Here is a 15,333-nt window from a genome sequence, read left to right on the forward strand (position 1 = left end):
AATATAGTAATTCATTTTGCTACACTACTAGCAAATTATACTATTTGGCGCTCAAATTTGAGCATCAATCAAAGCTTGGACATAAGCAGATTTCGCATGCATCAATTGACTCGTTTCTATCACTTCTTCTAAATGTCCCTCTTTTAAAAAAATAAGTTTGTCACAAAAATAGGTAGCCAATTCTAAATTATGAGTAACGACTATATAATACAAGTTAAATTCTTTTTTTAAAGCAAGTAACAACTCAAGCATACGCTCCACATTAAATAAGTCTAACGAACTAAAGGCTTCATCCAAAATCAATACCTTTGCTTCCGTTAAGATGCTTCTCGCAATACAAACACGCTGAATCTGGCCACCACTTAAGTTTCTTGGTTTCTTGTCTAAGAGTTCTTCAGATAATCCCACTTTATTTAAAACAGTAATTATTTTTTCTTTTGTTTCTTGTGTTTTATTGTTTTTACTAACTGATTCTACTAATGCTTTTTCTACAGTAAAGTCCGGATTGATTGCAGAGGTGTACTCTTGAAATATCATGCTCACTGGGTTCTTTTGTTTGAGTGGCTCATTTAGTCTAAATATGATTTCCCCTGACCCTTTATCTGGTTTTTCAATACCAGCTATTAGTTTAGCTAATGTTGTTTTCCCACTACCACTTTCTCCTAAAATACCAATAATCTCTTCTGAAATACAAAGTGAAAATGGCTTTAGTCCACCGTCCATTTTTTCTCTTGGCATGAATAACCGCTCTTTGTAATACGTCTTTGATAATTGCTCAAGAACTAACCAATTTTCCATCTTTTAATCTCCAAAATGTCGAACCTATTTTATTTTTTATTCTACGCATTTTTACCAAATATGAGGTTGAATCAGTGTCCATTTTATCTATTTTTTTGTGTTCAATTTTTCTACCTGCTTCTAAAACCAGTGCCGTATCACATAAGTAATCTACAATAGCAATATCATGTGTCGCCAAAAGTAGAGTCGTCTCATTTCGTTTTTTTAGCTGCAAGAAACTATCTAGAATTCTCTTTCTATTTATCGTGTCCAATGCACTCGTCGGCTCATCTGCAATAATCACTTTGGGTTTCAAAATAAGTGCTAACCCAATTGCACAGCGCTGTAACGTTCCACCAGATAATTGAAAGGGGTATTTGTTTAAGATACTTTCTGGTAAGTCCATACTTTCCAATAACTCTTGAATCATATTTGTTCTTTCACTTACAGAAAATCGATTTTCTGTCAATGTTTCTTTCAATTGCACACCCATTTTTTCAATAGGATCAAATGCTTCTGAAGCATTTTGAGGGATGTATGTTAATTCGCGACTTAATACCGCCGAAGAATAAACATTGGTTTTCTCCTGAATAACGATTTTATTTTTAGTATCCGGAAAATAGGTAATTAATCCACTTGAATGAAGTGATTTTGGACAGATTCTCATAATCGTTTTAAGAAGTGTTGTTTTCCCACTTCCACTTGGTGCCAGAATACCTAAAAACTCATTTCTTTCTACTTGAAAAGTTAGGTTATCAAGGACTCTTTTATTTGTTTTGAGTTCATTTACGCTCAACTCTTCCACTACCAAAATTAGTGTATTTTCCATTACTTTCTCCCTCGTTACTCGCTATTCGCTTCGTTGATTCCTTCCGCAACTGCGTCTCCGATATAATTGAGCATCGCTATCACAAGAAATAGTGTGATCCCAGCAGGAATCATCTGCCAAGGCTCAACTACAGCGATTTCTCTGGATTCGTTTAACATTCTACCCCACTCAGCTGTTGGTGGCTGAATCCCAACCCCGAGAAAAGATAGCGCACTAATACTCATAATCACTGCACTAATATCTAATGTAGAGTAAACAATGATTGCCCGAATAATCGGGGGAAAAATGTGTTCTTTAAATACCCATCCTTTAGACTTTCCAGAACTTAGGGAGAAGACAACATAATTTTTTGTTTTATAATTAAGGACTTCTGTCCTGATCATTTTAACGTACCACGGAAATCGTACTATTGTCAGTGCTAAAATAATCGTCAGTAAACTAGGGCCTAAAATCCCAATAATACATAAAGACATCATTTCATTCGGTAAAGAAAGCATCAGGTCACAAAATCGCATCATTGAGGCATCGATCCAACCACCAAACATCCCAGAAATTCCACCAAAAATGAGCCCGATCAAAAGAATCAAGAAAACAATTAAAAAGGAGAGAAGTAACGTCACTCTACCGCCATATAATATCCTCGAAAAGATATCTCGACCTAACATGTCTGTTCCAAAAAAATGTTCACTACTTGGATGAGCCAATTTATTCATAATATCTTGTTTGTTTGGATCATACGGTGACAAGACATTCGCAAAAATAATACCTAAAATTAAAAGACTTAAAAAGAGAATAGAAACAAGAACTATTCTATCCTTGACTATTTTTTTCATTACATCCATCAGCTGCCTCGCTCTCTTAGTCTGGGATCAATCCTTTTGTTTAAGGAATCAATCAACAAACTACTGCTAATAAAGAACAATGACATAATCACAATATAGGCTTGCAAAACAGGTAAATCGCGGTTTCTGATTGCATTAATACAGAGAAGCCCCATACCAGGCCATGCAAAAACACTTTCTATAATGATGCTACCAGCAATCAGTTTGGGAATACTCACGCCAATCGAAACAACAGAAGAACGCAAAGAATTTTTCAATAAATGTTTCGTGATCGATTTTTTTGAAAATCCTCTTGTAAAATAATAGTCGACATATGGCAACTGTTTATTTTGCAATAAATCATTGCGAATCAACCGAATATACGAACTAGAGTAGGCCAAAGAAAGTGTCAATGCCGGCAAGAAAACTGATAATAGCCTTTCGGCCCCTCCCGTTGGTAACCAATTTAGCTTGATAGAGAACAAAAAGATCAGTAACAACCCTAGCCAAAATGATGGAATTGCATTTAAGACAAAGGTGATCAATCTTAAGACTTTTTCAGTCCAATGATTTTGATAATTAGCAGCCAAAATTCCCAGTACTAAACAGGTTACAATAATGATGATCAGTGTCACTAGAGTCAAAAATACTGTATATGGAAAAGCCTCACTGATCATACCAGCAATCGATTTACCAGTAGCATAGCTTTTACCTAAATCCCCTTTTAGAGCCTGTTGAACCCAATCAATATATCTTGCAAAAAAAGGTTGATCTAACCCCAATTCTGAACGCATCTGACGCACATTTTGTTCAGTTGGTGTGATTGCCTGGACTCTTAGTGCTACTTCAGCTGGATCATTGGATAGATACGTCAATAGGAAAAAAGGAATAAATGTTATTAAAAAAAGAAGAAGTAGGATTTTTCCACAATTTTTAATAATAGATTTAATCATTGTCACCCAACTTTCTATCCTTATTCAAAGAACATTTTTTCAAATGGTATTTCATATTGCGAATCATTAAACGTGATATTTTTAAGGTTAGCTTTACCAATTGCTTTCGTTTTCGAATACGAAATTGGGATATATACACATTGCTCGTTGATGTACGTCAAAATTTCGCTATAATCTGTTTGTCTCTGTTTTTCATCTGGCTCAATCATCACTTGTGTGATTTTATCATCCAACCATGCTTTTTTATCCAAGCCTAATTGTGCTTGATAATCTCCATGTGCCGGTATTCGCCAAGAAGAAAGATAAGATTGCGGATCGTAAGGCGTTCCCCACGACAACGAATACTGTAAATCGAACTCTCCATCTTTTTGACGATCAAGAAAATTCTGTTTTTCCTCAGAAATAATGGCTAGGTCCACCCCTACCTCTTTAAGATCCGCTTGAATCGATTGAGCGATTGTTCCTTCTTGTGCATTTTGTGAATTATAGGAAAAAGTTAGTGCTAAAGGTTTATCATCCTTCATCCGTATTCCATTTTCCCCTACTTTCCATCCTGCTTCATCTAGTAATTGATTTGCTTTTTCCACGTTGTGATTATAGCTTTTTAATTCAATATCACAATAAGGAGCCGTTTTTGGCAATAGCGTATTTGCTTTGTCTTCTGAATTGTTTAGTACACCTTTAATAATATTCTCTTTGTTGACTGCGTAAGTTAACGCTTGTCTAACCTTTAATGAACTCAGATTTTCTCGTTTACTATTTAATAGTATTGCACGAGAGGCTACTGGTTGGCTAGATACGGCTGTAAAAGCAGCCTTGTCAGCTTTCATTGCGTTATAGGCATCCATATTTAATTGGTCGCCATCTGCACCATAAATAAGATCAATTTCTCCTTTTTTTAGAGCAAGTAATAATGCTTGTGAATCTGGAATTACTTTCCAATCCACCTCTGAAACTTTTGGTTTTTCACCCCAATAATCTTCATTCACTACAAAGTGCGCATATTGATTGTCCTTGTGCGTTTCCAGTTTATACGGCCCAGTTCCCACATAGCTTGACACACCCGTTTTAGATCCCCCCTCAATAAAACTTTTAGGCGAGATAAAACGAAATGGCCTAGTCAACCCGAGTTCAATCAAGGTTGGGTAATAGGGATGTTTTAAGGTTAATTTGAAAGTCTCATCATCTACTACTTGTGTCGACTCGATTTCATTCACCATATCTAACCAAGCATGACGTTCCTTATTAGCCAAAACTGCATCAAAATTTTGCTTCACAGCATCTGCATTGAATGCCGTACCATCCGTAAATTTCACATTAGTTTGTAAAGAAAAGGTATATTCTTTACCATCATCAGAAATAGCCCAGCTTTTTGCTAACGCAGGTTTGACTTTTCCCTCTTCATTTTTGGTCAATCCTTCGAAAACCATATTTTGCGCAGCCATTTCTCCGTTATATAAATGCGGATTAATATCTCGTATATCTTTTGTACTACCGTAATTTATTTGATTAGAAGATCGGCTCTCTTTTTTTGATGAATTACAGCCTGCTAAAATTAGTAGCATCATAGAGATAGTAAAAAAGAAGACTGGCATCCATTTTCTTTTCTTTGCCAACAACTCATCTCCTTTGCTATTTATTTTGTTGCTTCTATTAGGAATATAGGGGAAAACAAGAAATTAATTTTTTGAATATCACTTAGTAATTGATCATTCATATTCTCATGAATTGTAATAGATTGGAATCCACACTCTTTCAATACCTTCTTATCCCATATAGGACGGGTAATTTTTGATAAAGGCATTTCTTTAGCTAAGTCTTCCATCCAATCAATGTCTGTCCCTTCATAATAATCTTTAACAGCCATCTCTTGCGTCAATTCTCGATTTTTTTCATATTTCTCCCGAAGCGTTTCATCGTAAAGATATTTGTACCAATTTGAATCAAAATTTAGTAAGATTCCTCCTGGTTTTAATACTCGATACCATTCTTTATATGCTTCCTTTGGATTTTCTAGATTCCAAGTGACATTTCTTGTGACAATTGCATCGAAGTGTGCTGTATCAAATGTCAACTTATGGGCATCCATCAATGTCCATTCGATTTTTTCAACGAGATCACCCGCATTCAACTTTGCTTGAATCAACATTTCTTCTGTCATATCGATTGACGTCACTTCAAAGCCTTTTTCAGCAAGCAATATGGAGAGAAAACCAGGACCAGTACCTATATCAAGAATTTTTTTAACTGGGTTTTCGTTTGCATTAAAAGCACTAAGGATGACATTCTGCCATAATGCTTTTGGTTCTCCCAGTAATTCTTCATGATGCTGTTGTCCATAGGTTTCAGATCTCTTTGACCAGTAATCAATAATTTCATTTTTAAATGTCTTCTTAGCCATTTCCACACTAATTTCCCCTTTTTACTACATAACAGAACAATGCCTCGCCATTTCTTACTAAAAAGTTCGTAAAAAATCTTCATCTTGTCCATTAATTCTGGATGTAGTTGTCATTTTTACTAAGAATCAATTCAGGATAATGAAGCTGTTCTATTCGAAAATGATTGAGTGCTTGCATCAGGATATAGCGATTTTCTTCTCCACTTTTCCCCAGCGCTCGAAGCACAAAACCAGGTTTTTCTAAACTTGAAATGCCAAAATTGACAGTTGTTTCAATTTCATTTAATTTCTTTCTAATTGTTTCAATAACCTCTTTTGTACAAGAAGGACTGATAATTATCAACGTATTATAATTCAAGCCGTCTTCAAAATAACCTAGTGCAGACATATCATTTTTCAATGGCTCTGATAGTAAATGGTCATTGTAGATTAATTCTTCATCCATATATATACTTGTTTTCATCTGTAATTCAGCGTATTGAAACGGTTGCTCATCAGCAGACCAGCCCGCTGTTACACCATCCATTAAAATTAGCGTTGCATTTTCTTTCATCTGAACGTTTGTTTCTTGTTTGTAAATTGAATTTTTATAAGGAATTACTTCATCTGTTATATATTCAAATGTGCTATGTTCTTCTAAAACAAGCTGTGTTTTTTGTGTTGTTTGTATTTTATTATCACATTTGTATACGTAAGTTGGTGCTTGAGTTGTCACGATAGCATGCGCTTCTTTGGCTACCGTAACATCCAGTTCATATTTCTCTCCCTCAAGGAAACCCCCACCCGTACTAATAAAGAAGTAATATGGTGTTTTCTCATTCGCTAATGGAATATTCGAGGACACGCGAGAATTGCCCTCATGATAAATTCTAGACGCAATGGTTCGGTTATTACGATTGGTAAATGCCATTTCAATAAGTCCGTCTGTATCTTGCCTCATATTATAATCCTTCTAGTAAAACATTTTTACGGATCCATTCATTTACGGCTGCTACCCCTTCTTGATCCTTTAAGTTAGTAAATAAAAAAGTATTATCTTCTCGAAAAACTTCGGTGTCTTTTTTCATGACATCTAAATCAGCACCAACATACGGAGCCAGATCGATTTTATTGATGATAAATAAATCACTCTTGATCATTCCTTGACCTGCTTTTCTAGGAATTTTTTCTCCTTGGGCCACATCAATAATATAAATAGAGGAATCGACTAATTCTGGACTAAACGTTGCGGCTAAATTATCCCCACCACTTTCCAAAAAAATTACATCTAAATCTTCAAATCGTTCTTCTAATTGTTCAATAGCTGCAAAATTCATTGATGCATCTTCACGAATTGCTGTGTGTGGACATCCTCCAGTTTCTACACCGATAATACGATCTTCACTTAAAACAGAGTTATCACATAAGAATTTTGCATCTTCTTTTGTATAGATATCATTGGTTATTACTGCAACGTTCAAATCCTCATTCATTTGTCTAACTAAACGTTCAATAAGTAATGTTTTCCCTGATCCAACGGGTCCACCGACACCAATTATTACTGTTTTTTTCATCTGTTATTTCCTCCCTATGACATAAAAAGTCTGAATACTTGTGTTTCATGGTTAATTTGTGACAATTCGATTCCAGGTACATTGGCTCCTAAATAAGATGCGTCCAATTGCTTCATTTCTGCTACTATCTCTTCTAGAAGTGGGATTGTTCTTTGTAGAATTAATTGTCCGCTTTTTTGCCCTAGAGGGACTGCTCTGACAGCATTTTGAATCATCGTAGAATTTATACTATAGCCATAAAGTAAGATTGCTTCATCTGCGTCCAGTCCTTTATAATGAGCAAAAATAGCAAAAACAATCGCTGGATTTCCATAAACAGTAGCCTTTTTGATTTGTTGCTTATAATCATCTAGTAATGGAATATCATGTAAAGTTTGAACTAGGTCAATCATTTGCTTCGCAATCATTTTTGTCCCATTTCTTGTTTCAGCTGCTTGTGAGGAACATGTAATGATTTTATCGTATTCCCAAATTACTTCTATTTTTTCTTCTTCCAAAGCTTTAAAACAAAGATTTATAAGTAACCCTTCACCGTATTTAAATTGTGTTTTTAGATACGTATCTAACCAAATTTCAAAATCATCTGCATTCGTTATTTTATCTGTTCTCAAATAATTTTCCATACCAAAGGAATGATTGAATGTCCCAATAGGAAAAGTGGAATCGCAGACTTGTACAACATCTAAAAAATTTTCAAACCTTTTTACATTAATGTTCATGCGACAAGTCCACATGTTTCAAAGCTTTTTTCAACTTGATTTTTTTAATCTCGTAGTCTATGTCCTTTTTATTTAAAAGATCAACTACAGTTGGATCTACTTCTAAAACAATTTTCCCGTCTTCTACAACAACAGGTTTATGTGTATTTCCAAGTAAGTGAGCAATTTCACCCATTTCATCCATCGTTGACGGTTTAATGATAATCATTTCTTCAGAGCGTACCGCAATGACTAAAATGTTATGGTCATCGACAAAAAAGATAGAACCATTACGCAACGCTTCACTTTCACTTGTTAATCGAATCCCATAATCGTTGCCATGATCTGTGGTTACCCTTAAAATTCTTTTGTTTAAATCATCACTGTTTAATCTAACAGTTTCAACATGATATTTCGTAATATCATCGATTTCATCAAGATTTGAATCAATAGCTGTCAAAATCATATTCTTCCTCCTGTAAATTTAACAGAACAAAAGTGGCATTAGCTTCCTTAAAATTTCTTCTAAATGTATATAGATATCATTTTTTTAAAAGAATTTTTGATAGCTTGCCACTTTTGTCCCAGCATTTTTCTGTTTAGAATAGGTAATATCTTTGGCTTAACGCCACAGTGTCGACGGGATCACAAGTAATCAATTCGTCATCAATCTTCACATCAAATGTATGAGGGTCAACGGTAATCGTTTTTGGACTGAAATTATTTAATTTCATGTCTCGCTTGGTTAAATTTCTTGTATTATGAACAGGTAAAACTACTTTTTCAAGTCCAATGTTTTCCTTGATTCCATGATCGTATGCAAACTGTGAAACGAATGTAATATTTGTGGCAGTCACAGCCTTGCCGCATGCCCCAAAGAGATCTCTCATTAGACGAGGTTGTGGTGTAGGTAGACTTGAACTTGCATCTCCCATCACACCATAACTAATCATGCCCATTTTTAAAACCATTTTGGGTTTTGCTCCAAACTTCGCTGGTTCCCAAATGACTAAATCAGCATATTTGCCTACTTCAACGGATCCGATATAATCTGATACACCGTTTGTGATGGCTGGATTTATTGTGTATTTCGCAATATATCGTTTGATCCGATTATTATCGTTAAATTCACTATCACCATCTAAAGGTCCACGTTGTTTTTTCATTTTATCTGCCAACTGCCAACAACGCATTGCAACTTCACCAACACGTCCCATAGCCATTGCATCAGAAGTCATAATACTTAGTGCACCCATATCATGTAAAACATCTTCTGCTGCAATCGTTTGTTTACGTACACGAGATTCTGCAAATGACACGTCTTCTGGTAATTTCGGATCCAAGTTATGACAAACCATGACCATATCAAATAGTTCACTGATTTCATTGATCGTATAAGGATTTGTTGGATTCGTTGATGAAGGCAACACATTATCGTGCCCCGCTACTACCATGATATCTGGTGCGTGTCCACCACCTGCACCTTCAGTATGGAATGTATGCACTGTTCGTCCTTGAAAAGCATCTAACGTATTTTGAACGAATCCCCCTTCATTAAGCGAATCAGTATGAACCGCAAATTGAACATCGTATTGATCAGCAGCTTTCAGTGAATTATCAATTCCAGCAGCAGTTGCGCCCCAATCTTCATGGTTTTTTATCGCCATGGCACCCGCTTCAATTTGTTCTGCAATCGTTTCAGGTACAGCACCCGCACCTTTTGCCATAACACCAATGTTGATCGGTAAGTTTTCGGCTGACTGAAGCATTCGTTCGATATGCCATTTACCAGGTGATGTAGTCGCTGAATTTGTTCCATCAGCTGGACCTGTTCCCCCACCGAATAATGTTGTAATACCATTATCAAGTCCCGCTTGTGCTAAACCTGGTGAAATAAAATGAACATGAATATCCAATCCACCCGCTGTTACGATTAGACCCTCAGCAGAAATTGCTTCCGTACTAGCACCAACGACAAAGTCTATGTCATCCATATTATCTGGATTTCCGCCTTTACCAATGGCGATGATCTTACCATCGCGGATCCCTATATCCGCTTTAATAATTCCTGTATAGTCAATGATTGTTGCATTGGTGATAATTGTATCTACAACCAGTGGATTTGCTGCACGAGTTTCTGTAGCGCTTTGCCCCATGCCATCTCTCAAAACTTTTCCTCCACCAAACTTGCTTTCTTCACCGTGAATCGTATAATCCTTTTCAATTGCGGCAAATAAATCCGTATCTCCTAATCGAACACTATCCCCGACTATTGGGCCAAACATTTGCGCGTATTTACTTCTATCCATTTTAAAGCTCATATTTTTCCCTCTTTTCAGCTATTTTGTGCGGTCATCATCTAAAAAACCATTTATTTTATCATTGAAACCATAAATACGGCGTTTTCCACCTACGTCAATCAAATTCACTTTACGGGTTTCACCTGGTTCAAAACGGATTGCAGTACCTGCAGGTATATCTAGACGTTTGCCTCTTGCTTTTTCACGATCAAATTTCAAGCCTTCTTCGTTTGCTTCATAGAAGTGAAAATGTGACCCCACCTGAACAGCTCGATCACCAACATTTTTCACCTCTAAAGTGATGGCATCATACCCTTCATTACATACAACTGGCTCTTTTGCTAACTTATATTCTCCTGGAATCATAACTTTTCCTCCTTCATCGAATCATTAAAATGAATTTATTGGATTGGATCATGAACGGTAACTAACTTTGTTCCATCTGGAAATGTTGCTTCTACTTGAATCATTGGAATCATTTCTGAAATACCTTCCATGACATCTTCTTTTGTTAAAAGATTTCTACCCTCGTTCATTAATTCAGAAACTGTTTTTCCTTCACGTGCGCCTTCTAAAATCAAATCCGTAATCAAAGCGACACTTTCTGGATGATTCAACTTTATTTTTTTGTCTTTTCTGCGTTGGGCAATCATTGCTGCCAAGCTGATCATCATTTTTTCTTGTTCTCTTGTTGTTAATTGCATAATAAATGCTCCCTTCTCATTTTATTTTGGCCATAAATCAAGTAGCATTAAGAATCCAGGAATCCAAGCAGTAATGATTCCTTCCCCTACCGATAGATAACCCACAAATTTCCCCAGATTTTTTCCGAGTGTATTTTCAAGAAATCCTGTAAACCAAAGAATTCCCCAGAGAAACCAAATTATTCCGTATAACGTATTTCCGCCATACCCATAAAAACATAATATTCCTGCTGGAATCGCGTTGATTGCTACAAATAAACTGAACCAGCCATAAAGCTTCTGATCTAAATCAAACATTGAATTAATTGCTGTATAGAGATACGTAAACGCAAATAATAAACCAGTCGCACTGGCATAAAACCACGATGAATCTTTATTCGCTACTATCCCGTAAGAAAGAGCTACCAGGTTTAAAAGTAAACTTAATCCACCTGTAAATAGATTCATCACCACGACTGATTTATCTTGTGTTCCTTGTAATCGGTAAAGACCATTGCTTATTAACACCATTCCTACATACAATAAAATAACACCAAGCATTTTTATCCTCCTATCTTCATTCAAATACGTTATTTATTAATTTATATACTATTTCTATACAATATACGTATAAAAGATTGTTTTATGGAAGCTTTGAAATGAGTAATCTATCAAAATGAGTAATTTTCCGATAAACCCCAACTAAATTTGCTGACTTAAAAATAACTTTATAACGATTTATTATATTCTACAAAAATTAAACTAGCTTGGTACACAAGCATTTAGCCCTAAAAAAAGGGAATTATTCTGCTCCATCGATCATTCATTCCCAATCGATTTTATGAATTATATCTTACTCCTGTATACTGAAATATACAAATATTTTTCACGTTTTTAAATTTTTTTAAGAATTAATATAAAATAAAAAAGTAGAGTTGCTACAACTTCTTGAGTTATAACTACTCTACTTTTTTATAAAACGTTTGGTTATTTTACTCATAAAAAACTTATTCATTCATATTTCACTTCAACCAAATACAGCCCTTCTGGATGTGCAGTTGGTCCAGCTAAATTCCGATCTTTAGCGGCAATGATTTCAGGAATTCTTGTTTCATCCATTCGACCATTTCCCATTTTAAGAAGTGTTCCTACCAATATTCGGATCATCTTATACAAAAAACCATCTCCACGAAATGTAAAAACCAGTTCGTCTCCCGCTTCATTGATCTCAAGTCTTGCTTCATGAATCGTTCGAACTTTGTCCTCAATCTCGGTACCAGAAGCACAAAATGACGTAAAATCATGCGTTCCAACTAAATCAGTCAATGCTCTTCGAATCTTTTTAATATCCACTTCATAAGGAAAGTAGCTAGCGTAGAATCGTTTAAACGGACTTCTTGGTTTCCCGATATCTACCCGAAATTGATAAATCTTCTCAACAACATGATAACGAGCATGGAAATCATCTGGTACGATTTCTACACTTTTAACAGCGATATCTTCAGGTGTTTGAGTATCTAGAGCATAACGCATTTTTTCCAAATCTCTCGTCTGTGGATAATCAAAATGAATCACTTGTCCAGCGGCGTGAACCCCTGCATCTGTCCGACCAGAACCAAAAATCGTGATCGTTTTGCCGTTATTCATTTTTCTCAATGTCTTTTCAAGCTCTTCTTGGACAGTACGTCCATTTGGTTGAGCTTGAAAACCATTAAAATTTGTTCCGTCATACGCAATTATTGCTTTATAGCGTGGCATTTCTTTTCCACCTTTACTTCTAACTTCTCATAAAAATCAGCATTACAGTTAAGACTGCAAATACCAACATAACAGCTGTATCTGTTACCTGCCAATGAAGAATCCGATATTTTGTCCGGCCGTCCCCACCTTGGTAGCCACGTGCTTCCATCGCAGTTGCTAAATCTTCTGCTCGATTAAAACTACTCACAAATAACGGAATCAACAGCGGTACCACAGCTTTCATTTTTTGAATCAGGTTCCCTTCGCCAAAATCCACTCCACGAGCCCGTTGTGCATTCATGATCTTCTCTGTTTCATCCATCAAAGTTGGCACAAAACGCAACGCGATCGATAACATCAATGACACTTCATGCACAGGAAAACGAACTACCTTTAATGGACGCAATAAATATTCGATTGCATCTGAGAGGTCCAGAGGCGGTGTTGTCAATGTAAGTAATGTAGACATAAAGATAATCAACACAAACCGACAGAAAATAAATAATCCGTTGATCACACCAAATTCAGTGATTGTAAAAATTCCCCACTTAAAGTAAACTTCTCCGCCTTGGGTAAACAACATCTGTAACGCAACCGTGAACAGAATCAACCAAATCAGCGGTTTGATTCCTCGAATAAAGAAACGGATATTCACTTTGGATAGAAAAATTGCAAATAATGTAAAAATAGCTAAAATACCATATGTCTGCCAATTGTTCGCCAAAAAGATGATCCCAATAAAATAAAAGCTAGCAATCAATTTTGCGCGTGGGTCCATCCTATGAATAAAAGAATCTCCTGGAATATAGCGACCAAAAATCAATTTATTCATCATCCGTCTTCACCAGCCTTTTTCATGCCCTTTAATAAATCATCAGCCAGTGTTTCTGCCGTCAGAGGTAAGTCTTCAAAAGAGAGCCCTTTGGCAATTAATTTCTCTGCAAAAGTTGCAGCTGTTGGTACGCCTAATTGTTTTTCTTTCAACCAGTCGATATCTTGAAAGACCTCTTGAGGTGCACCTGCCTTCACGATTCTGCCTTTTTCTAATACTAATACATGGTCTGCGTAGTTAGCTACATCATCCATTAAATGCGTCACTAAAACGATTGTCATGCCACGTTCTTCATGCAAACGCTGAAACATCTCCATCATTTCTTTACGTCCTTGCGGATCAAGTCCAGCTGTCGGTTCATCCAAAACGAGTACTTCTGGCTCCATCGCTAAAACACCAGCAATTGCCACACGTCGCATCTGACCACCAGAAAGTTCAAAAGGAGAACGGTCTAAAAAACTAGCGTCCAGTCCAACTAAATCAAGCATTTCAGCCGCTAATCTTGCAGCTTCTTCTCCTGCCACACCAAAATTCTTAGGCCCAAAAGCGATATCTTTCGCCACTGTTTCTTCGAATAATTGAGCTTCTGGAAACTGAAAAACAATACCGACTTTTTTACGTATCGGTTTTAAATTTTTATTATTTGTCTCAGGTACAATCGTTCGATCACCGATCGTCACAGTCCCTTTTGTCGGTTTTACCAAGGCATTTAAATGCTGTAGTAAGGTTGATTTTCCACTACCAGTATGCCCTACGATTGCAGTATAAGAACCGTCTTCTATTGTTAAATTTAAATCGAATAATGCTCGCTGTTCGAAGGGTGTGTTAGATTGGTAGGTAAAATCTACTTGTTCAAAACGGATGTCCATAACCAATCCACCATCCTTTCTTCAGTCAAGTATTCGTTTGGTACATCGACTCCACGTTGCTTTAAGGCAATTTTTAATTTTTCTGGAAATGGTAGGTCTAAGCCCATCTGGATCAATTCAGTTCCAGCAGAGAAAATCTTCTCAGGTGTCCCTTCGCTGACTAACTTTCCTTGTTTCATTACTAAAATTCGATTAGCATTAGCTGCTTCATCAATATCATGCGTAATTGAAATCACAGTCAAATTACTTTCTTCTTTGATTTTTTTGATCGTCGCTATCACTTCATCACGACCTTCAGGATCCAACATACTAGTCGCTTCATCTAGAATAATAATATCAGGACGTAAAGCAACTACACCTGCAATTGCTACACGTTGCTTTTGTCCTCCTGATAACCTAGCAGGTTCACGTGTCGCAAAAGAGGCCATGCGTACTTTTTCTAAAGCATCTTTGACTCTTACGAGCATTTCCTCACGAGGAATGCCTTGATTCTCTAAGCCAAAGGCAACATCATCTTCCACAGTCGAACCCACAAACTGGTTATCGGGGTTTTGAAAGACCATCCCCACCATTTTACGGATATCCCAAACATTGGTTTCATTTAATTCTTTACCGCCGACGGCAATCGTGCCAGACGCTGGTAATAATAATCCATTGATTGTTTTTGCTAACGTCGATTTACCTGAGCCATTATGGCCAATAATGGCAATCCACTCACCTTGTTGGATGGAAAAAGATACATCTTTCAAAGCGGGAGAAGCATCTTCAGGTTGATAGTTAAAATCGATATTTTTTAATTCAATTATCGGTTGCATCGCGTACTCCCTCAATTATTTAGTCTTCCTAACACTAACAAAAAATCAGTGTTTTTTCAATC

General features: G+C 36.4%; 18 protein-coding genes. All 18 read right to left on the reverse strand.

What is annotated here, in order from left to right; genetic code table 11:
• Positions 1 to 51: 51 nt before the first annotated feature.
• Positions 52 to 798: an ABC transporter ATP-binding protein gene (locus ATZ35_RS02985; RefSeq protein WP_069641217.1), complete on the reverse strand. Its 747-nt coding sequence runs from the start codon at positions 796 to 798 to the stop codon at positions 52 to 54.
• Positions 776 to 1,606 carry an ABC transporter ATP-binding protein gene (locus ATZ35_RS02990; protein WP_208929463.1) on the reverse strand — a complete coding sequence of 277 codons (831 nt, stop codon included), beginning with the start codon at positions 1,604 to 1,606 and terminating at the stop codon, positions 776 to 778. The genes ATZ35_RS02985 and ATZ35_RS02990 overlap by 23 nt, the downstream gene beginning before the upstream one ends.
• A 14-nt stretch (positions 1,607 to 1,620) precedes the next feature.
• Positions 1,621 to 2,439: an ABC transporter permease gene (locus ATZ35_RS02995; protein WP_208929464.1), complete on the reverse strand. Its 819-nt coding sequence runs from the start codon at positions 2,437 to 2,439 to the stop codon at positions 1,621 to 1,623.
• Positions 2,440 to 2,447: 8 nt separating this feature from the next.
• Positions 2,448 to 3,380: an ABC transporter permease gene (locus ATZ35_RS03000; RefSeq protein WP_244148233.1), complete on the reverse strand. Its 933-nt coding sequence runs from the start codon at positions 3,378 to 3,380 to the stop codon at positions 2,448 to 2,450.
• A 20-nt stretch (positions 3,381 to 3,400) separates the two neighbouring features.
• Positions 3,401 to 4,996: a nickel ABC transporter substrate-binding protein gene (nikA, locus tag ATZ35_RS03005; protein WP_208929466.1), complete on the reverse strand. Its 1,596-nt coding sequence runs from the start codon at positions 4,994 to 4,996 to the stop codon at positions 3,401 to 3,403.
• A 20-nt stretch (positions 4,997 to 5,016) separates the two neighbouring features.
• Positions 5,017 to 5,781 carry a class I SAM-dependent methyltransferase gene (locus ATZ35_RS03010; RefSeq protein WP_069641249.1) on the reverse strand — a complete coding sequence of 255 codons (765 nt, stop codon included), beginning with the start codon at positions 5,779 to 5,781 and terminating at the stop codon, positions 5,017 to 5,019.
• Between the two features lie 91 nt (positions 5,782 to 5,872).
• Complete coding sequence (locus ATZ35_RS03015; RefSeq protein WP_208929467.1) at positions 5,873 to 6,721, reverse strand: urease accessory protein UreD; 849 nt, start codon at positions 6,719 to 6,721, stop codon at positions 5,873 to 5,875.
• A gap of 1 nt (position 6,722) precedes the next feature.
• Positions 6,723 to 7,334, reverse strand: a complete 612-nt coding sequence (gene ureG / locus ATZ35_RS03020) for an urease accessory protein UreG (RefSeq protein WP_069641212.1) — start codon at positions 7,332 to 7,334, stop codon at positions 6,723 to 6,725.
• A gap of 14 nt (positions 7,335 to 7,348) precedes the next feature.
• Complete coding sequence (locus tag ATZ35_RS03025; protein ID WP_069654046.1) at positions 7,349 to 8,053, reverse strand: urease accessory protein UreF; 705 nt, start codon at positions 8,051 to 8,053, stop codon at positions 7,349 to 7,351.
• Positions 8,043 to 8,498, reverse strand: coding sequence for an urease accessory protein UreE (locus ATZ35_RS03030; RefSeq protein ID WP_069641210.1), 456 nt, complete (start codon positions 8,496 to 8,498; stop codon positions 8,043 to 8,045). The genes ATZ35_RS03025 and ATZ35_RS03030 overlap by 11 nt, the downstream gene beginning before the upstream one ends.
• A 133-nt stretch (positions 8,499 to 8,631) precedes the next feature.
• Entirely contained in the window at positions 8,632 to 10,353 is a 1,722-nt protein-coding gene (ureC, locus tag ATZ35_RS03035; RefSeq protein WP_069641209.1) for an urease subunit alpha, read from the reverse strand.
• A gap of 18 nt (positions 10,354 to 10,371) precedes the next feature.
• On the reverse strand, positions 10,372 to 10,698 hold the full coding sequence (locus ATZ35_RS03040) for an urease subunit beta (RefSeq protein ID WP_069641208.1): 327 nt from the start codon (positions 10,696 to 10,698) through the stop codon (positions 10,372 to 10,374).
• Positions 10,699 to 10,733: 35 nt separating this feature from the next.
• Complete coding sequence (locus ATZ35_RS03045) at positions 10,734 to 11,036, reverse strand: urease subunit gamma (RefSeq protein WP_069641207.1); 303 nt, start codon at positions 11,034 to 11,036, stop codon at positions 10,734 to 10,736.
• A gap of 21 nt (positions 11,037 to 11,057) precedes the next feature.
• Complete coding sequence (locus ATZ35_RS03050) at positions 11,058 to 11,576, reverse strand: AmiS/UreI family transporter (RefSeq protein WP_069641206.1); 519 nt, start codon at positions 11,574 to 11,576, stop codon at positions 11,058 to 11,060.
• Between the two features lie 450 nt (positions 11,577 to 12,026).
• Positions 12,027 to 12,773 carry a tRNA pseudouridine(38-40) synthase TruA gene (truA, locus tag ATZ35_RS03055; protein ID WP_069641205.1) on the reverse strand — a complete coding sequence of 249 codons (747 nt, stop codon included), beginning with the start codon at positions 12,771 to 12,773 and terminating at the stop codon, positions 12,027 to 12,029.
• Between the two features lie 19 nt (positions 12,774 to 12,792).
• Entirely contained in the window at positions 12,793 to 13,590 is a 798-nt protein-coding gene (locus tag ATZ35_RS03060) for an energy-coupling factor transporter transmembrane component T family protein (RefSeq protein WP_208929468.1), read from the reverse strand.
• Positions 13,587 to 14,456 (reverse strand): energy-coupling factor ABC transporter ATP-binding protein, encoded by an 870-nt coding sequence (locus tag ATZ35_RS03065; RefSeq protein WP_207120428.1) that lies wholly within the window; start codon positions 14,454 to 14,456, stop codon positions 13,587 to 13,589. The genes ATZ35_RS03060 and ATZ35_RS03065 overlap by 4 nt, the downstream gene beginning before the upstream one ends.
• Entirely contained in the window at positions 14,432 to 15,271 is an 840-nt protein-coding gene (locus ATZ35_RS03070) for an energy-coupling factor ABC transporter ATP-binding protein (protein ID WP_208929469.1), read from the reverse strand. Before ATZ35_RS03070 ends, ATZ35_RS03065 begins: the two co-directional genes overlap by 25 nt.
• Positions 15,272 to 15,333 lie beyond the last annotated feature (62 nt).

Source organism: Enterococcus rotai (genome assembly GCF_001465345.1).
Taxonomy (GTDB): domain Bacteria; phylum Bacillota; class Bacilli; order Lactobacillales; family Enterococcaceae; genus Enterococcus_L; species Enterococcus_L rotai.